The 19930-nt window shown below is 31.8% G+C and carries 19 protein-coding genes; 9 read left to right on the top strand and 10 right to left on the bottom strand.

Translation table 11 applies throughout. From position 1 onward, the window contains the following. Positions 1-34: 34 nt before the first annotated feature. The 8 genes from Q1A73_RS13545 to Q1A73_RS13580 all read right to left on the bottom strand — a co-directional run bounded on the left by Q1A73_RS13545 (position 35) and on the right by Q1A73_RS13580 (position 9177). Positions 35-1204, bottom strand: coding sequence for a cupin domain-containing protein (locus Q1A73_RS13545; protein ID WP_299606543.1), 1170 nt, complete (start codon positions 1202-1204; stop codon positions 35-37). A gap of 284 nt (positions 1205-1488) precedes the next feature. Then, positions 1489-1686 carry a hypothetical protein gene (locus Q1A73_RS13550; RefSeq protein WP_299606546.1) on the bottom strand — a complete coding sequence of 66 codons (198 nt, stop codon included), beginning with the start codon at positions 1684-1686 and terminating at the stop codon, positions 1489-1491. Positions 1687-1793: 107 nt separating this feature from the next. Next, a complete protein-coding gene (locus tag Q1A73_RS13555) occupies positions 1794-2711 on the bottom strand; it encodes a hypothetical protein (protein WP_299606549.1) in 918 nt (305 codons plus the stop codon). Between the two features lie 104 nt (positions 2712-2815). After that, positions 2816-4051: a hypothetical protein gene (locus Q1A73_RS13560; protein ID WP_299606552.1), complete on the bottom strand. Its 1236-nt coding sequence runs from the start codon at positions 4049-4051 to the stop codon at positions 2816-2818. Between the two features lie 107 nt (positions 4052-4158). Continuing rightward, the gene (locus Q1A73_RS13565; RefSeq protein ID WP_299606555.1) at positions 4159-4785 is read right to left on the bottom strand and encodes a response regulator transcription factor; all 627 of its coding nucleotides are present in this window, start codon (positions 4783-4785) and stop codon (positions 4159-4161) included. Continuing rightward, positions 4782-6644, bottom strand: coding sequence for a sensor histidine kinase (locus Q1A73_RS13570; protein WP_299606558.1), 1863 nt, complete (start codon positions 6642-6644; stop codon positions 4782-4784). The genes Q1A73_RS13565 and Q1A73_RS13570 overlap by 4 nt, the downstream gene beginning before the upstream one ends. Further along, positions 6644-7360, bottom strand: coding sequence for a hypothetical protein (locus Q1A73_RS13575; RefSeq protein ID WP_299606561.1), 717 nt, complete (start codon positions 7358-7360; stop codon positions 6644-6646). The genes Q1A73_RS13570 and Q1A73_RS13575 overlap by 1 nt, the downstream gene beginning before the upstream one ends. A gap of 92 nt (positions 7361-7452) precedes the next feature. Then, entirely contained in the window at positions 7453-9177 is a 1725-nt protein-coding gene (locus tag Q1A73_RS13580) for a clostripain-related cysteine peptidase (protein WP_299606564.1), read from the bottom strand. 493 nt (positions 9178-9670) lie between these two features. Here Q1A73_RS13580 and Q1A73_RS13590 point away from each other — a divergent pair, with 493 nt between their 5' ends. Next, complete coding sequence (locus tag Q1A73_RS13590; RefSeq protein WP_299606570.1) at positions 9671-10057, top strand: nucleoside triphosphate pyrophosphohydrolase family protein; 387 nt, start codon at positions 9671-9673, stop codon at positions 10055-10057. An 86-nt stretch (positions 10058-10143) separates the two neighbouring features. On the opposite strand, the gene Q1A73_RS13595 is transcribed toward Q1A73_RS13590, so the two are convergent. Further along, entirely contained in the window at positions 10144-11211 is a 1068-nt protein-coding gene (locus Q1A73_RS13595) for a branched-chain amino acid aminotransferase (protein ID WP_299606573.1), read from the bottom strand. Between the two features lie 185 nt (positions 11212-11396). Between Q1A73_RS13595 and Q1A73_RS13600 the strand changes: the two genes are divergently transcribed. The 3 genes from Q1A73_RS13600 to Q1A73_RS13610 all read left to right on the top strand — a co-directional run bounded on the left by Q1A73_RS13600 (position 11397) and on the right by Q1A73_RS13610 (position 13824). Beyond that, on the top strand, positions 11397-11903 hold the full coding sequence (locus tag Q1A73_RS13600; RefSeq protein WP_299606575.1) for a DUF4920 domain-containing protein: 507 nt from the start codon (positions 11397-11399) through the stop codon (positions 11901-11903). Next, positions 11903-12592, top strand: coding sequence for a tRNA (5-methylaminomethyl-2-thiouridine)(34)-methyltransferase MnmD (gene mnmD / locus Q1A73_RS13605; protein ID WP_299606578.1), 690 nt, complete (start codon positions 11903-11905; stop codon positions 12590-12592). The genes Q1A73_RS13600 and mnmD overlap by 1 nt, the downstream gene beginning before the upstream one ends. 329 nt (positions 12593-12921) lie before the next feature. Then, positions 12922-13824, top strand: coding sequence for a TIGR01777 family oxidoreductase (locus Q1A73_RS13610; RefSeq protein ID WP_299606580.1), 903 nt, complete (start codon positions 12922-12924; stop codon positions 13822-13824). A gap of 132 nt (positions 13825-13956) precedes the next feature. Here the strand turns inward: Q1A73_RS13610 and Q1A73_RS13615 are convergent, their stop codons facing one another. Next, positions 13957-14628, bottom strand: coding sequence for a YceI family protein (locus Q1A73_RS13615; RefSeq protein ID WP_299606583.1), 672 nt, complete (start codon positions 14626-14628; stop codon positions 13957-13959). Between the two features lie 160 nt (positions 14629-14788). Here Q1A73_RS13615 and Q1A73_RS13620 point away from each other — a divergent pair, with 160 nt between their 5' ends. From Q1A73_RS13620 to Q1A73_RS13640, 5 genes are all read left to right on the top strand, one after another. After that, a complete protein-coding gene (locus tag Q1A73_RS13620; RefSeq protein WP_299606585.1) occupies positions 14789-15340 on the top strand; it encodes a nucleotide exchange factor GrpE in 552 nt (183 codons plus the stop codon). A gap of 7 nt (positions 15341-15347) precedes the next feature. After that, a complete protein-coding gene (gene dnaJ / locus Q1A73_RS13625; protein ID WP_299606587.1) occupies positions 15348-16463 on the top strand; it encodes a molecular chaperone DnaJ in 1116 nt (371 codons plus the stop codon). Positions 16464-16798: 335 nt separating this feature from the next. Continuing rightward, positions 16799-17728 carry an ABC transporter ATP-binding protein gene (locus tag Q1A73_RS13630; protein WP_299606588.1) on the top strand — a complete coding sequence of 310 codons (930 nt, stop codon included), beginning with the start codon at positions 16799-16801 and terminating at the stop codon, positions 17726-17728. Beyond that, a complete protein-coding gene (locus tag Q1A73_RS13635) occupies positions 17721-19022 on the top strand; it encodes an ABC transporter permease (protein ID WP_299606591.1) in 1302 nt (433 codons plus the stop codon). Before Q1A73_RS13630 ends, Q1A73_RS13635 begins: the two co-directional genes overlap by 8 nt. Before the next feature lies 1 nt (position 19023). Further along, positions 19024-19923: a mechanosensitive ion channel domain-containing protein gene (locus Q1A73_RS13640; protein WP_299606594.1), complete on the top strand. Its 900-nt coding sequence runs from the start codon at positions 19024-19026 to the stop codon at positions 19921-19923. The last annotated feature ends 7 nt before the right edge of the window (positions 19924-19930 follow it).

Here is a 19930-nt window from a genome sequence, read left to right on the forward strand (position 1 = left end):
ATCAGAATCAGAAGGCGTTTTTTAATGCTACATTTTAAGAAGCAATATCAAGTACTCCAATTTTAGATAATTGTTTTGTTACTAAAACTTTACTTTCATTATCAAGGTTACAGTCAATTTTATGAATAGGTAAAGGATGATCTTCGGCAATCAATCTATCCAGAAATGGTTCACATTGTATAGGCATGGATAATTTGAGATCATAGAATTTCACATTAATTTTAGTATCTAGAGATGTTATTCTAAATTTATTTTTTTCACGGATTTTAATGGTTGAATTTTCATTAATCTGATCAATGTTTATCATTTGATTCAATTGTCCTTGCGCAATGGCTTTTTGTCTACTGTAGAAATCATCTAAAATCTCTTCGTCATGTTGTAGATTTTCTATTAGAGCTGTAACAACCTGTTTTATTTCTTCAAGCTCTTTACTTTTTTCTTTCTCATCTGTCAAATGAAATTTCGTGAATTTTCTTAACGGTAGGTTGTTTTTAGATTTTTCTATAAGAACCTCTGCCAGATGTTCTGCCCATGTTTTGCCATCAATTCCGGTAGTAATATGCCCAGAATTTTCATCGGTACAATAAGCATCGTGAACAATACCTCTTGGGATGTATAATACATCACCCTTTTCAAGAGTAAATTCATCGATTACTTTACCAGGAACAAACGTTTCCTTATCAAAAGGAGTTGTTTTATCTGCCAACGGAACTGGCTCATCATAAATACGCCAATGTTTAGAGCCTTCAAATTGAAAAATAAATACATCATGCGTATCATAATGAGTAGAAAAACCTTGTGACTTTTTTGGTGTTAGGTAAACATTGGTTTGAATACGATGTTTAAAAAAAGTTTCTAACTCATTGGTCAGTTTTCGCAAACTATAAATTTTATTTTGTAATCCAGACATTACTAAGGTACTTCCATTTTCAAAAGCGTTAGAAAATTTTAGGGGATCTATAATATCGGATCCCTTAATTGTGTATTCTTTAGGATCTGGTTTTTCAGTTTTAGAATGATCAGCTAATCGGAAATCAGGATGATGATTAGTTAATGAAAATAATATAGTGTCAAGATCATTTACTGATAACAAATCATCAAAAAAGCGTTTGCTTCTATTCTTAATAATTAGATGTTTTTTTTCGTAATAATCTTTAAAGAAAACATCGGGTGTGATAGGATATAATATTTCTTGTAAATTCATTGTATTGGCTTTTATGGATAAGTAATTAACTAGTGTTTAAATATTCATTGTAAAATGAAAAGAGCAGGAGTGAAGTGGAATCATACAAATGAGTAATAATATCTGAATTATTTTGATCAGCAATTTCCTACGCTTTCTATTTATCAATATAACTCTAGAGATTGTAGATTTTATCATAACATTGTGTTTAGTCTTATGATAAAATTACATTGGAATATGAAATGAAAAAATACCCAATTAAGGGTATTTTATAGTGGCATAACTCTAAGAGTTGAATGATTAAATTAATCAGAATCAACACAATTAACTCCTGCAGCAACTGCATCACCACTATTACTATCTGTACATACAGCACTGTCCGAGGTACAAGATGTTGCTACGGCGAGTGATGATACTACGAGAGCTGAGTAAAATGTCCTTCTAAAATTGTAGCTTTTAGAAGCATTTTCGATTTCGAAATCAGAAAGTTTCAATTTAGTCATAATAACATATTTTAAAGTTTGGGTTGAAATTAAAAACCAAGAACTCATCAAAAAATACCCAGTTAGAGGTATTTTCTGGAGATGTTGGTTATAAATACCCCAACAAATCAGTTTTTAGTATAGCTTAGCGTATTGGAGTTTCCACTGCTGATGGTTCCATTAAATGTATTTACAGTACTACCATTGTCTCTAACTGTAATTGTATAAGAAGTAGTACTTCCGCTAAAAATATTTACGTAGAACTGATAAGTTCCAGAAGGACCGCCATTAGCCCATGTAATGTTTTCTGAATTTCCACCGGCACAGTTTCCGGTGCAGTCTACATCTAAAGCTCCACCCGAATTTGATTGTGGATTGTTAAAAGATAATGTTTCGCCGTTAGGGTCTCTTACATAAAGATCTAGATCGGAACTCCCTGACCAGGTAAGATTAAATCTAGGACTTCCATCCTGACCAGCAAGTCCGCCGCAATCCGATGCATCTACCAAACCTTGACAAGATGGTTCATCGCAATTTCCGCAGAGCATAGCTACATCCCTAATATTTGCTCGAGAAATATTTCCGGCGGATGTTTGGGCAAATTCATAACATTTGATATCATGACATACTTGCGAAAGATCGGCACAAATTCCTTGATTAATTAAAAAATCAAAGTTTCCTGTACCTGCTGTAGCTCCATTAGTATTGATTGGAACAAAATAAATAGGACCCGTGGTTCCAAAACGCATACCTACAGCATTGACATTGCCATTGGGAGCGTTAAAAGAAATTGCATTTGTCATAGATTGCCCAGAAGCAATGGGAACGATACTAGAGGATCCAGTTCCTATGGTAATAGATTCATCAATTCCAACAGTGCTAGGATCAACGGTAAATGATCCGGCAGGTAATATCAAATTGTCATTCATTAGGTTAGCAATTTGAGCAGGATCAGAAATACCAGAATTTCCGGAATCTCCGTTGTCTTCGCTACAGCTGTAGCAAAATAGTATTCCAATAAGTGTAAGTGCATAAAAATTTTTCATTTGAAAAGGTGTTTTTTGTTTATACCAAAACTACCTTTCGAACAAACACAAAAAAATACCCGTAATAGGGTATTTTGATGTTGTCGCTACTTCGTTTTTTATCGTTAATCATTCTTTGCGAAATTTATTTCGGCTTTATAACCAAACTGAATATTAAAAAAGTTAGCACTAGCATTCAGGTCCCTTCGACCTTCTTCATATTTCATTCTTAAAAAAAATGCGTTATCACTTTGTGGTACAAAAAAGTATACTTCAGAATGAATACTAAAAGTATCGAAATTGACAATATTGTTTTCCACTATATTGTTATTCTGATATCTGTTGAAATATATAGAAGCGTTTATTCCAAAATTAGAAAACCGTTCAACTTGCAATTCTGTGCCGTATCCCAACCCTAAAGTGGTAGTGTTTTCTAAGTCTTCTGAGTTTTCTTCAGAAGTTTCAGTGAGTCTAAGACTTCCTTTCGCTTTCGCTAGAATTTTATAAGGAAATTTTTTACCTAACCGGACCTCATAAATATCTATTTCAGTTTCTGCAGTTAAAAATGATTTTTGTATAAGATCTAAGGAATTTATGACAGGAAGATTAACTTCTCTATCATCATTGTCGAATCTAGAATAGCTAACTCCTGCTTTAAATTTTTTAAATAAATAGTGAAAGCGTCCAAGATTAAATGGGTTGAGAAAAAATGTGCTATTGCCTTCGAAGCTTACAATACCATTAGACGATTCATCTATTAACCCTAAAAAATCTGTATAAACCCTAAAATCTATGATGGATTTTAAATTATTATTTATAAAAATTTTATGTTGTGTGGAGTCTTTGTGAGAAGAAAGATTGATTAATTCATTTTCTATGATGTATCGTTTGCCGTTTTGATAATCATAAGTGATAAAGTCTATGAGTTTTATGTATACGCCTTCCTTTTTATTACTCCAAAGTTTAGTTTTGTTTTTATAAGAATTAAAGCTATAGATATTAGTTGGGGATTTGTTATAAAAAAACAAAGTTTGATCGTTTGTAGGGAAAACTTTGATATTGAACATTTCACCATCTTTAATTTCGATAATGACTTTTTTAATATCTATAGTTTCTGAATTTATTTCAGATGTTACTGAGACATCAGATTGATATAATTCGATTCCTGTTGTATCCACTAATTTGAAAATTCCGAAGTACTCATTTTTCTCAATATTGTAATTGTTTTTTAATAGTTCTATGAATTCAGATGAACTTTTGTTTTGATCTGCTAGTTGTGATATTTCTTCTTCGGCGCTCTGTGCTATCGTAATGAAATTATAGCATAATATTGCGATGGTTACAATGTATTTTGTTCTCATGATTTGAAATAATTAGGAGTTAATGATTCCTAAAATTATTCCGAAATATCACGGGAAAAAATACCCATAAAAGGGTATTTTGTTCAGTTTTCAATAGGTCTTAGACCTTAGAAATCATATTTTTTCTCGATAGCATAGCGTAATAATTCTCCTTTTCCTTTGAGTCCAAGTTTACGGATGATATTTTTTCGGTGCGTTTCTACAGTGGATACAGAATTAAAACGAATAGCAGCGATTTCGGATGAGGTTTTTCCCTGTCCGATTAGTGTAAGGATTTCTCGTTCGCTTTTAGATAGTACTTGTTTTTTTACCTGTTGAGTAGTGTCTTCTGAGAAAAAAGAAGGGTCTATAGATGCATCATAATAGGTGTTTCCTTTAGTCACTTCATATATGGCAGTAAGTACTTCTTCTAAAGGGGAATTTTTTAATAAATATCCAGAAGCGCCTGCTGTTACCATTTGTCTTACGGCATCTTCTTGATCAAACATGGAGAAGGCTATAATTTTGGTGTGCGGTAATTCTTTTTTGATGATTTTAGTTGCGGCAATACCATCCACTTTCGGCATCCGAATATCCATTAGTACGACTTTAGGTTGTTTTCTTCTTACAATGGATAATAATTCTTCGCCATCATTAGCCATACCAACAATACTGATTCCTTCTTCATATTTTAATAATAAATCAATACCATCTATTAATGATTGGTGATCTTCTGCAATAGCTACTGTGATCATATGGGTATGTTTATGATGATGTTTGTTCCTTTTCCTATAGTGGAGTCAATTTCGAAAGTTCCTTCCAGATGTTCAATACGTTTCTCGATACTTTTTAATCCCATTCCATCTTTTTCTGGTAACACTTTGGCATTGAATCCTTTTCCGTTATCCTCCACGATAATATTTAATAAAGAATCATGGTTGGTAAGAGAAATATTAATTTCTGTGGCATTGGCATGCTTAATGGTATTGGTAATCAATTCCTGAATCATTCTAAAAATTGAAATTTCCAAGGCATTATCTAAGCGTTCCTCTAATCCATAATCTTGTACTTCTATTTGCAGCTGATCTCCATTGGAAGCTTTTGCGGCTAACTTTTTAATTGCCGGAAGCAATCCCTGATTTGCCATAACTCCACTATTTTTTTCATGAGCAATAGTTCGTACTTTTTGATATGCTTCGTCTAGCAAATTATTGGTTTTACTGTAAAGTTCTTCTACATTTTCTATATTAGGATTGTTTCTATTGTTTTTTAAATGATCGAAATGAAGTTTTACTGTGGCAAGTGTACTTCCTAAATTATCGTGTAAATCATTCGCTAAGCGCTGCCGTTCTTTTTCTTGTCCAGAAATCATGGCATCGATAGTCGTTAGTTCTTGTTCTTTAAGTAGTTTTTCGGTTTTTTGAATTTCGATTTCTCGCTGTTGTTCAGCGATTCGTTGTTTGCGTTTGGTGTTACGATATACAAGAATTGCAATAATACTTCCCAAAAAAAGAGAACCGCCTAATCCAATTGCTATGTTCTGGTTGTTTTGTCTCTTATTATTTAATTCAATCTTATCAATTTTTAATTTATCGGTTTGATTTTGAACGGTTAGAATTGAAGATTCAAGAGTATTATTTTTATAACCTAATTCATATTCAATCTTTAGAGATTCATTTAAGAATTGGTATGCCGAATCAAACTTTTTTTCTTTCGCTAATATTCTAGAGAATAATCGATAATCATAAAAGGAATCCTTTAACCTTTGTCTACAACCATTAGGGTTTCTAATGATTTCTTTCGCCGTATCAATTTTATTCATTTTCATATTGACGTCTGCTATTTGCCAATTTGCTGAACATTCTAAGTTTTTTAAAAAATCTTTTTGTTTTGATAAGCTTATCGTCTTATTAAAAAAATAAATTGATTTTGAATAATCCTTATTAATTTTATTAAATATTCCCTTTTCAAAATAATAAATAGGTCGGAAGTTATGATTTTTAGGTAAGACTTTGAATATAGAGTCTAATTGGTAAAACGATTGGTTATATAAGTCATGAATCGATAATTTGGCATCACCCTTTGAAAAAAAAGTAAGTCTGTATAGAATAATTAATACTTCATCAGTTAAATCGGTTTTAAGCTCAATAAACTCTTCTAAATACGGAAGATATTGCTTTCCACCTATAAAGATTTCTCTCTTAAACAACTCTAAAATGGCTATCAATGCTACTTTCTTTAGTTCTGTGCTATTAAAAGCCTTACTGATCTTTAGGGCTTTAGAGAAATTTATATAGGCTTTTAAACTGGATTGTTTTTCTTGAAGAGTGTTGTTATAACCAATCAATAAATGTTTAATAAATCTTGTTTCTAAAGCTTCATTTTTGGTTATGATCACATTCTTTTTATGAATTTCTTTTTTAGATATAGTAGATAAAAGTAAATTAAGCGATGGGCCGTACGGCTCATCACTTAACTCTTGAGCTATGTTTCTTGCTACATTGTAATTATGATTTTTTAATTGCTCAAAAAAGCTATCTAATTTTTTATTTGAATAAGCATAAAAATTTGGGATTAAGCAAAAAATAAAAATTAAATAGTTAATATTTTTCATTACTCAGAAAATATGATTTTATGATTATATTCTCTACATCTTGGTCCTGGGTCTTTTATAATAACTCCTCTTCTATCTGAATCCATATCATAATCGTATTTAGCTACTAGATGATGGCCATCTTTGTAGAAAAATTCTGAGTCAAAAATTGTCCCATCTTTATTGCTTGATTCGCTGTATAAAGTATCTTCGGTTCTTTTATTAAGAACTCTTTTAAAATATTGTTTGTTCTTCTTTGTGATGTCAACATCTGTTTTATTCACAATAAATAAGGGTTGAAGAATTCTTTCACCTCTTATTATAGAGTTTTCCTTTGGTAAATCTATTTTTGTAGAGTCAGTTGAGATCCAATCAAAAGTTTTTTTAGGGTTAACTAATCCTTTCATATAGACTTGGATTTTTAAGGTTTTTGATCCTCTTTTTTTTACTACAACGGTATCAATTCCAACAGATATGGTGGGTTTGTAATTTATAGTTTTAAATTCAATGTTTTTAATGCTAAAATATTTTTCTCCGAGGTCGGATTGCTGTGCGTTGATTTTTGCAAAAATTCCATAATTGGTTCCGTAATTTTGACTGGAAGCAATCGATTGCCACCTATCATCCACTTCATTAATAATAAATGAAGAGCTAAATGTTAAAGCTTGATGAGGTTGGATAGTGTCATTTTCTAGACTCTCATATTGTATTACTTTAGAAGTAGGTAATTTAGTCATTTTTTTGCAGGAGAAACAGCTTATTATTATTAGGAGTAAAAATGTTGTTTGAGATAGGTGTTTCATGTTCTTGTCTTGTTTTATTATTAAGTTTAATCTAATTCACAGCTAGCAGGGATATGATTTTTACTTTTGTATAATAATAGAAAATCATCCCATTTACTTTGCTTTACAATTGATAAATGTCTTTGATTATTAACGATATACCTTTTGTTAATTACTTTTTTTCTTGGGAAATAAAATGAAATTCCATTAGATCCATATGTAGGAATATTAGAATTAGAATATTCATCAAGGCTATATGTTTCTAGAACTAGTTCATCTTGAATGACCTTTTTAGTTTCATGAATTTTTTCGATCAAAATGGGATAATTGTTTATTAAATAGGTGTCTTTTGCGAGATAATCAAGAAATGTAAATATATCAATAAAGCCTTCACATTCTCCAGGACTGTATGCTTTACATTTTGTCCTAACCTTTTTTATTATTAGACTAAGAGGCTCATTATCTTTTTTGATCTCTTGAATTAATAAATTAGAGATTTCATTTAAAGAAGCAATTAATTTATCGGTTTTTCCAAGATCTAAAGAGGATATTGTTTTGTTTTCAGTTGATTCAAAGTTTTTAATCAGCTTAACAGAAAGTATTTCAGGATCAATGTCCGGATTATTAATAAAATTTTTAAATATTTTATGATAATTCCATCCACTTCCATCAATGGTTTCTTGACTGGCAATCATATATTTTGATAATGTCTTTACGGAAAAAGCTACTTCCAAACTGCCTAAAGCACAAGCATCAAAACCGATAATATCAATTTTGTGATTTTGTAGATCTTTTAAGTCTTCTAAAGATAAAACACTTTCAGTTTTTTTATCCAGTATTATTGGGTTCAAAATATTAGTTCGAATAATATCTTTACTAAATTCAGAAAATTTTTTTATTCTAGTCTTGTTTGTTTCTAGTAAAGAGTCTATTAATGTAAGCTTTCTCTTTTGTAGATTAAGTGAGTCAAGACTAATAGTTGTTTTTTTTAAAATTTTTCGAAAGTGTCTTATTTCGCGGGATGTAGATGAAATGTTATTATTAAATCCAAAGTGTTTTGAGTACTCGTCATAATACTTGTCAATTTCGATTAAAAAAGGATTGTCAATTTGAAGGTTCTTGGGAAGTTTAGTGTTAAGGCTTCGAGATTTTTTACCTATTCTCTTTAATTGCCTTTTTAATAATTTTGAATAATATTTTCTTTTTTTTATTGTCGACTCAATTTTTGAATTATAAAGTTCTTCAACTTTAAGATTTTTCTTTGTTAATTGATGTTCATATTGATTGTAAAATTTATTCAATAAGATGCTATCCTTTAACGATTTTTTTAAAGGAAGTTTCCATACATTACCATGATCCCAAAAAATTAAAAAATACTTTTCTGCCGGATATTTTTCTTTACCCCATTTAATAAATTCGTAAAATGCTGTTTTTGATGCCATACTTGACTCCGTTAACTTTTCTACTGCATTTTCAGGGAAAGGTTTCATGTTCTTTTCAATCTTAAACCTCAAAGCATCATATCTTGTGTCGTTTGGATGTTCATAATAATTGTCATCATAATAATCACTCCTCCCCATTTGCATAATGATATTGAGATTGCTATTACTTCCTATTTTAGCCATTTCTTCGAAATCATCAAGTGCATATGAAGCTAAATCACTATAATCTGGATTTAAGTATATCAATACTGTCCATTTAGATAACTCTATGCTAAAACTACTATGAATAATGAAGAGTAAGAATAGTAGATTACAATATGCTTGTCTCATTTTTAGTTATTTAGTCATTCCAAATCTCTTTAAACCCCACAGTTATTCCCATACCCAATACCCGGTATTTTTCTAAAATTTTTTAGAAAAATACCAAAAAGGATTTACTAGTGATCAAATGATCCTAGATGATAAAAATTACTATTTAATTGAAAACTAGGGGTATAGTTTGTTATTCTGGTCTTAAATACGTTTTTAACGCAAAAAGCAGCAAAATAAAGATAATAAAACCGATGAGAATAAAAATACTGCCTTTGTAATATTTGCGATGTAGTTGTAAGTCTTTTCGATAGCTAATAATCATCAAAACAATAAAAGCAACTACAAAACATCCTGCAAAAATCAACTGACCAGTACTAAACATAAATTGTTATTTTTACCGCAAAGATAACTTATAGAAGAATCATTTGAAATACACCCTAACAAAATTTTGACACAAAGCAGATGATTAATGGTAGGTTCTAAATAACTTCTAAAACAACAGTATAAATACATGAAAGATAAAATTGCCGCTGTACAAGAATTTCATACAGCATTTGAAATTGGATATAAAAACGAACCTATTGCAGATTTAGGAGAAGCGAAAAATACGCTTCGTTTTAATTTAATGAAGGAAGAGAATGAAGAATATTTTGAGGCGGCTCAAAATAACGATTTGGTAGAAGTGGCAGATGCGTTGGGCGATATGTTGTATATTTTATGTGGTACGATTATAGAACACGGTATGCAGCACAAAATAGAAGAGGTCTTTGAGGAGATTCAACGTAGTAACATGAGTAAATTAGGAGAAGATGGGAAACCTATCTATCGAGAAGATGGTAAAGTACTCAAAGGGCCTAATTATTTTAAACCAAATATTAAAGAGATTTTAGATAGATAAAAACTAAATCAAAAAATGCCTTAGAAATTCATCTAAGGCATTTTCTTAATATCTAAATTCGTAATTCTTTAATTGTAATTTACTGATTACACCTTTGCTCTCCATCCAAATGGATCTTCAGCTTGGTTATACTGAATATCCATTAATGCTTTCTTGAAATAAGAAGCATATGAGTTTTCTTGTTTTTCTAGTTCGTAATGTTCTCCTTTATAACCAAAAGCTTTTACGGGGCTTACAACAGCAGCAGTACCAGCACCAAATATTTCTTTTAAGCTTCCATTTTTAAAAGCTTCTACGATTTCACTAACTTTTATAGGTCTTACATCTACATTATATCCTTGTTTTTCTGCTAATGCAATCAAACTTTTACGAGTAATCCCATCAAGAATTCTATCACTCGTTGGAGCTGTTAATAAGGTGTCGTTTATTCTAAAGAATACATTCATAGTACCTGCTTCTTCTACATATTCATGTGTATTAGAATCTGTCCAGATAATTTGCTGATATCCTTGTTCTTTAGCTAATTTAGTTGGGTAGAACTGTCCAGCATAATTTCCAGCTGCTTTGGCATATCCGAATCCTCCATTTGCAGAACGGCTAAATTTCTCAGCTACTAAAACACTTACATCTCCACTGTAATAAGATTGAGCTGGAGAACAAATGATCATAAATCGATATTCATCAGCTTCCGAAGCAGAAACACTAGGTTGTGTAGCAATCACAAACGGGCGAATATATAACGAGTTCCCAAAACCTGGTTGTATCCACTCGTTATCTAAACGTAATAAAGTATGTAATCCATCAAAAAAGTATTCCTCAGGAAATTCTGGCATTGCTAATCGTTCTGCAGACTTGTTAATTCTTTTAAAATTTTCATCTGGTCTAAACAAAAAAGTATCTCCATTATCGTCCTTATAAGCTTTCATTCCTTCGAAAACAGCTTGTCCGTAATGAAATACACGCGCAGAAGGATCTAGTGTTAGGGGTCCGTATGGGACTATTTTTGGTGTTTGCCACTCGCCGTTGACATAATCGCAAATAAACATGTGATCTGTAAAAACTTTACCAAAAGCTAAGTTTTTAAAATCTACTTGTCCAATTTTTGATTCTTGTACTTTGGTGATTTCAATCTCCTGCGGAACTGCATTTCTCATCCGATAATTATTTATAAGGTTGTGAAAGTTTGATAAAAAACTACTATTAGTATACATTATGATAAGTCCGAAACTTATGATGATTCTTACAGTAGTTCAAATTTTAAACAAAAATACCCTTTTCTTATAAATTAAGAATTTTAAAAATGTTTAATTTTGCTAAACATTATTAATAATAACACATTATGAAAAAAATCGCACTATTTTTTGCAGGATTATCATGTTTAGTAGCTTGTAATTCGGTTCAAAACGAAAAAGAATCTTTTGCAATGCAGGATATAAAAATAAGCGAGTACAATACTTTTGGAGGAGAAGTTTCTTCTAATACTGTTTTATATAAAAACGCAATAACCAAAAAATATGAGAACCTTAAAGAAGGTGATACTATTGATATTGCTTTTTCGAGTACCGTAAATGATGTGTGTAAAGCAAAAGGATGCTGGATGAAAGTAGCCTTAACCAATGATCAGGAAACTATGGTGAAGTTTAAAGACTATGGTTTTTTTGTACCGAAAGATATAGAAAATGATACCATCATTGTACAAGGAAGAGCATATGTTTCGGAAACTTCGGTAGAAGAATTAAAACATTTAGCATCCGATGCCGGAAAATCCGAAGCCGAAATTGCTGCAATAACTAGTCCTAAAAAGACCTATTCTTTTATGGCAGATGGCGTTTTGGTAAAACAATAATGGAGAAAAAACTCAAGAGAGAGATTATTAAAACTTCAGATGGCTCAACGACCATCCACTTTCCAGAATTGGATGAACACTATCATTCTAAACATGGTGCTATTAGTGAAGCAAAACATGTGTTTATAAAGAGTGGATTTGATCATCTTCTGGCTTCTAGGCAGTTTTCTGAATTGAAAATTCTGGAAATAGGTTTTGGAACTGGACTTAATGCGTTTATTACATATTTAGAGGCATTAAAGAAAGGACAACAAATTCAGTATACAGGAGTGGAGGCGTATCCAGTATTGGAAGAAGAAATACAACTCCTTAATTATGTGAATGAACTTAACGCTGAAGATTACCAGGCTATTTTTGATAGTTTGCATCAATCATCTTGGGAAAAGATGAACTCAATTTCTGATTCTTTTTTTCTAATAAAACGTCAACAGCTATTCGAAGATATTGAAGATAAAGATGCTTTTGACTTGATTTATTTTGATGCATTTGGGGCAAGAGTACAGCCTGATTTGTGGGATGTAACCATTTTCAAGAAAATGTATAAAGCCTTATTGCCTAATGGAATACTAGTGACTTATGCTGCAAAAGGAAGTGTAAGAAGAGCAATGCAAGAAGTTGGTTTTACTGTAGAACGACTTCCAGGTCCTCCAGGTAAAAGAGAAATGCTAAGAGCTTCAAAAATTTTATAAATACCAAGTTTTTCATAGAAATAAGAAGGTTTTAACTACTTTGTTAAACCTATAATAAAGGGATAGGTTTTGTTAAAATCACATACTATTTTGCAATTCATAATAGTAGTAATGAGTCTTTTTTGAAGATATCTGTCTTGTGTCGTAAACGACATCTTTGATCTTATTGATTTCAAAGTGACTAAAATTAATATAATAAACATTAAGAAACTTAAAAATTACTTCGCCCTAGAGAATATTTAAAATTCTTAAAAAGAGAACAGATTGATAAGAGATGTTCTTCATTTTATAATGAATAGTTTATAAAATAATTACTAAAATTTAAACGTGTGAAAGTTTTAATTACGGGTGCTACTGGACTGGTTGGTCAGGAAATTGTAAAGTTATGTCATCAATCAAATATGGATGTACATTACCTAACAACAAGTAAAAGTAAACTTACATCTCAGCATAATTATAAAGGATATTATTGGAATCCGAGTGCAGGAGAAATAGATCTTGATTGTTTTAAAGATGTCGAGGTAATTATACATTTAGTTGGTGCTACAGTGGCTAAGCGCTGGACAAAAAGCTATAAGCAAGAAATACTAGATAGCCGTACCGTCACTACTTCTTTACTTATTGATTCTTTACAAAAGATAAAGCATTCTGTTCGTCAAATTGTATCGGCAAGTGCTATTGGCATCTATCCGGATTCTTTTCAGAATTATTATATGGAGGATTCTGAAGAAGTGGATACAGGTTTTTTAGGAGAGGTAGTACAAAAATGGGAATCTGCAGTTTTGGATTTTGAAACCTTGGATGTCGAAGTAACGTTGCTAAGAATCGGACTTGTGCTATCATCTAAAGGAGGTGCTTTTCCGAAGATAGTAAAACCAATTAAACAAGGAATAGGAGCTGTTTTCGGAAACGGAAAACAATGGCAAAGCTGGATACACGTGGAAGACTTAGCCCGATTGTTTCTATATGCTGTAGAAGAAGAAATATATGGATTGTACAATGCTGTGGCTCCGAATCCAGTTTCCAATCATAAGTTAACACACACTATTGCCAATAGATTGGACAAGAAAATAGTATTACCAGGTATTCCACGTTTTGTAATGAAACTTGTTCTAGGAGAAATGCATGTATTGCTATTTGGAAGCCAGCGAGTATGCTGTGATAAAATAATGAAGACTGGTTTTAGTTTTACGTATGATAATATTACGCACGCCGTAGAAGATTTAATCTAAATATTAATTTCAAGAAGTCTTTTTACACAGCTTCTGACTTTTTTTATTTAAGGGAAATAGCAGATAAAAAATAAAGGCTAACATAAACTAAATGTTAGCCTTTATTTTATTATCATGTTGGAATGTCCAATATTAAGCTTTGTTTGCTTTTAAGCTTACTTTTAATTCTATATCATCTAAGATAAACTTGTCTCCTAGGTTTTCGAAAACAGATTTAGAACCGTAATTTACACCCCAATCAGTACGATTAATAGTAAATACTTCACTGTTTAAGGTCATTGTGTCTCCTTCTACAGTAGTGGTTGCTGGAAAAGAAATATTTTTCTTAATACCTTTAATAGTTAAATTTCCTTCGATCATAGATTTACCATCTTTTTCAGTGATACCAGTAACTTCAAAAGAAGCATTAGGGAATTTAGCTACATTAAAAAAGTGATCTTCTTTTCCTTCACCTTCACCTTTAAGGTGACCTTCTAATCCAGCTTTTTGCTTTCCTTCTAAATCAGTTACATTGATAGAAGTCATATCGATTACAAAAGAACCACTTTGAATTTTTCCATCCTGTGTTTTTACTTTTCCTTTTGCGATACTAATGGTACCGGTATGATTTTCGGTAGGTTTTTTTCCCACCCAATCAATAGTACTAGCGGCGTTATCTACGACAAAAGTGATAGCTTCTGCTGGAGCTTCTTTTACTTCTTCAGCAGCAGTAGCTTCAGTTTCATTTTTTTTCTCTCCTTTACAAGACATTGCAGAAACAATAATTGCAGCAATTGCAAGTAGATTCACTAATTTAGTTTTCATAATAATGTTAGTTTATAGTTTTAAACATCAAAATTATTTTTTTCGAAAATGAATACTCTTAAATATATACTAAAATATTCCTGTGACATTATGACATTAATTCAAAAATGGCAGTACTTTTGCATCTTCAGAAAATAAACTTATAAAAGGTACTAGTTACATGAGTAAGAAAAATAAAAATACAGAAGAGGTAAAAGATCAGGTAGAAGAGGTACTTGACACAACAATAGAGGAAACTGAAGTGGAAGAAGTAGAAGAAAAAGATGTAGAAACTCAATTAAAAGAGGATCTTGAAAAAGAAAAAGATAAATTTTTAAGACTTTTTGCTGAGTTTGAAAATTATAAAAAACGTACTTCCAAAGAGCGAGTGGAGTTATTTAAAACTGCTGGTCAGGATATAATGCAATCGATGTTGCCAGTACTTGATGATTTTGATCGTGCCATGAAGGAAATTGAAAAGTCTGAAGACAAAGATCTTTTAAAAGGTGTCGAGTTAATACATAATAAATTAAAGGAAACCTTAAAAGGTAAAGGACTAACAGAGGTAGAAGTAGCTGCTGGAGATGCTTTTAATGCGGATGATCATGAGGCAATTACACAAATTCCTGCTCCAAGTGATGAGCTCAAAGGAAAAATTGTAGATGTTATAGAAAAAGGATATAAGTTAGGAGATAAGGTAATTCGTTTTCCTAAGGTGGTAACCGGACAATAATAGAGAGATGAAAGAAGATTTTTATGATATTTTAGGTATTAGTAAGAATGCTACGGAAGCTGAGATAAAGAAGGCATACCGTAAAAAAGCTATAGAATATCATCCGGATAAAAACCCTGGAGATGCTACGGCAGAAGAAAAATTCAAGAAAGCTGCCGAGGCGTATGAAGTTTTAAGTGATCCTGATAAGAAAGCGCGATATGATCAATTCGGACACCAAGCTTTTGAAGGCGGAGGTGGCTTCGGAGGTGGCGGAATGAATATGGATGATATATTCAGTCAGTTCGGAGATATTTTCGGTGGCGGAGGTTTTGGCGGCTTCGGTGGTTTCGGTGGTGGCGGCGGAAGACAACGCCGAGTAAAAGGAAGTAATCTTCGTATTAGAGTTAAACTTACTTTAGAAGAAATTGCCAATGGTGTAGAGAAAAAGATCAAGGTAAAACGAAAAATTCAAGCACCAGGAGTTACCTATAAAACTTGTTCTACATGTAATGGTAGCGGTCAAGTTACAAGAATTACCAATACGATATTAGGTAGAATGCAAACTTCTACTACCTGTTCTACTTGTGGTGGATCTGGACAGATTATAGACCACAGGCCTGCAGATGCAGATGGTCAAGGTCTTAAAGTATCTGAAGAAACTGTGAGTATTAAAATTCCTGCTGGAGTGGAAGATGGAATGCAGCTTAAGGTGTCAGGTAAAGGAAATGAAGCTCCAGGAAATGGTATCGCCGGAGATTTATTAGTAGCAATCGAAGAACTGGAACATCCACAATTACAACGTGAAGGTGATAATCTTCACTACGATCTTTACATCAGTTTTTCAGAAGCTGCCCTAGGAGCGTCTAGAGAAATTGATACAGTTTCAGGAAAAGTTCGTATTAAAATCGAAGAAGGAGTGCAGAGTGGTAAAATATTACGTCTTAGAGGAAAAGGTATTCCAAGTATAAATGGCTATGGAAAAGGTGATCTCTTAGTACATGTAAATGTATGGACTCCTAAGACCCTTAATAAAGAACAAAGAGAGTTTTTCGAAAAAATGGCACAGGATGATCACTTTAAACCAAGTCCTGATAGTAAAGACAAGTCATTTTTCGAAAAAGTTAAAGATATGTTTTCTTAAAAAGGAAATTCAAAAAAATAAGAGAAGAATCATTTCGATATGCTAATTTTTGTTTAATAAAAATTTGTATATTTGAGACATCACTAGCGCATTTAGTGATAATTTTTCTTTTTCATAGCAATTTTTTTCCCATCCTTAATACTTGTATTTAGGGTGGGTTTTGTTTTTAGATGAAAGAAGCATCATGATTTTACCTTTTATAAGCCATGATTAGATTGCATTAAACAATATGTAGGTGTATAATTGGTTTATGTAGGAGATTTATTTCATTTCATCAATATTTTGACTTAATTAGCATAGTTTTTTAATTCTTTTACACAAATCAAATTATTTATATGTCTAATCTTTTAGAGGTACAAGAAGCATCAAAACGATTTGGAGATTTTATAGCTCTTAATAACGTTTCTGTTACCGTACCTAAAGGAAGTATTTTTGGTTTGCTAGGACCTAATGGAGCTGGTAAAACCACACTTATTAGAATCATCAATCAAATAACACTTCCGGATACAGGAAAGGTGTTTTTAGATGGAGACCCTTTGCAATCTCATCATATTAAAGATATTGGGTATCTGCCAGAAGAACGAGGATTGTATAAATCAATGAAAGTTGGAGAGCAAGCACTATATCTTGCTCAATTAAAAGGATTAAGTAAAAAGGAAGCAAAAGAACGATTAAAGTATTGGTTCGATAAATTTGATATTTCTCATTGGTGGAATAAGAAAATACAGGAATTGTCTAAAGGAATGGCGCAGAAAGTACAGTTTATAGTAACTGTCTTGCACAGACCAAAACTATTAATTTTTGACGAACCGTTTAGTGGATTTGATCCTATAAATGCAAACGTAATTAAAGATGAGATTCTTCAACTACGGGATGAAGGAGCAACGGTGATTTTTTCTACCCATAGAATGGAAAGTGTCGAAGAATTATGTGATCATATTGCTTTGATTCACAAGTCTAACAAAATATTAGAAGGTAAAGTTTCAGATATTAAGAAAGCGTATAAATCAAATACTTTTGAAGTTGGGTTGTTATCGGATAATATGTTGGAGTTAGAAAAAACTTTACAGAACAAGTTTAATACTGAACTTGCTAATTTCAAAGCTATAGATGAACAATTAAAACTTAAAATTTCATTGGATAAACAAGTTGCACCGAATGAACTTTTAAGTTTTTTAACAGAAAGAGCCCAAGTAGTTAGATTTAATGAGGTAATACCAAGCGTAAACGAAATATTCATTAAAACCATCACAGAAAATGAGTAGTAATTTACAGTTGATTATTAAAAGAGAATTTATATCTCGAGTTAGAAATAGAACCTTTGTAGTAATGACCTTTTTAAGTCCATTGATTGTTGTGGGAATGGTCGGACTAATTGGATGGTTAACAACGTTAAATAGTGATGAAGTAAAAGAGGTTGTAATAGTAGATGAAACCAAGTTGTTTATAGATGATTTTGAAAATACAAAAGAGGTAACTTATTTGGATTATAGCAGTTTTGATCTTGATGTAGCTAAAGATTCGGTGATATCTAAAAAACTGTATGGTCTTCTATATATTCCAAACAAGACTTCTAATGATGATTTGGCCAAGTCTATTCAGTTCTATGCTGAGGAGTCTCCTAATTTTTCTGTTTTAAATAAGATAGAAAGAATCATTTCCAATAAACTAACGGAACAAAATTATAAGAATGAAGGTCTTAACTTGGCGGTTATAGAGAGATCGAAAGCAAAAATAAATATACAGATAGAAAACTTTTCTGGAGAGAAGACTTCTAAAATGTCTAATTATGTAAAAATGGCTTTTGGAGGTTTGGCAGGGTATTTATTAATGATGTTCATTATCATTTATGGAAATATGGTAATGAGATCTGTGATAGAGGAGAAAACAAATAGGATTATAGAAATAATCATATCTTCTGTAAAGCCTATGCAATTAATGCTAGGTAAAATTTTAGGAACTTCTTTTGCCGGAATATTACAATTTTTGATTTGGGTATTATTAGGTGGGATATTATTAATAGTAGCGACTTCATTATTCGGAATTGATCCTCAACCAGCAGGAGTTGATCCTTCGGTAGCGTTAGAAGCAAGTAATCAAGAAGAGATTCAGTTATTAATTCAAGATATTTTAAAACTACCTCTAGCTACCTTAGTCTTGTCATTCTTTATATACTTTGTAGGAGGGTATTTCCTATATAGTTCTATATATGCAGCAATCGGAGCAGCGGTAGATAGTGAAACTGATTCTCAGCAATTTATGTTGCCAATCATATTGCCGCTTATGTTGGGTATTTATGTCGGCTTTTTTGCGGTTATAGAAAATCCTCATGGAACAGTTTCAACGGTTTTTTCTATGATTCCATTAACTTCTCCGATAGTTATGTTAATGCGAATTCCTTTTGGAGTTCCTTGGTGGCAAATACTAGTGTCCATCTCGTTATTAATTGGAAGTATTATTTTTATGGTATGGTTTGCTGGTAAAATATATAGAATAGGTATTTTGATGTATGGTAAAAAACCAAGCTATAAGGAGTTATTTAAATGGTTGAAGTATTAGTATGATACAAGAGGAAATAACAGATCAAGTTAAAGAAGTAATTCAGGAAGATGTTTGGGGAAACATCAAGAAGTTTCTGGATTATGAAATCATTCATATTGGTCCAGATGACCATTCAATTATACTTACAGTAGGTCTGTTACTCTTTGTAATCTTGATCCTTGTTGTTACTACAGTATCATTAAGACTTATTCGGAAAATTGTTACCAGGAAACTGAGAAAAGAAGATAAATTAAAATTTGAATCGGTTTTTTCGTTTTCCAAGTATTTTATTTATGTCATTGTTATTCTGATCACTCTAGATAGTATTGGTTTAAACATTACGGCTATTTTTGCAGCTTCGGCAGCGTTACTAGTAGGAGTTGGTTTAGCATTGCAAACATTAATTCAGGATGTAATATCGGGTATTTTTATTCTGATTGATCAAACAGTTCACGTCGGTGATATTATTGAATTAGAAGGTAAAGTAGGGAGAGTAGAAGATATCAAACTACGAACTACAAGGGCAGTAACCATAGATAACAAGGTGCTGATTATTCCGAATCACAAGTATCTTACGTCTACATTATATAATTGGACACAAAATGGTAAAATCACTAGAGAATCGGTAGATATTGGAGTCGCTTATGGAAGCGATGTCAATTTGGTAAAAGAATTACTGCTAAAAATCGCAGTCGAAAATGATAAGATTTTGCAATATCCAGAACCACTAGTTTTATTTACTAACTTCGGAGATAGCTCTTTAAATTTTAAGCTTATTTTTACAATGAATGATAGTTTTCAGGCTGCCGTTCCTAAAAGTGAAATAAGATTCGAAATTGATCGTTTGTTTAGAGAAAACAATATAAGTATTCCATTCCCACAACGAGAAGTAACGATCTTAAACCCTAGCAAAGAGTAATATAAAG

This window comes from uncultured Aquimarina sp., from assembly GCF_947492115.1.
GTDB lineage: Bacteria > Bacteroidota > Bacteroidia > Flavobacteriales > Flavobacteriaceae > Aquimarina.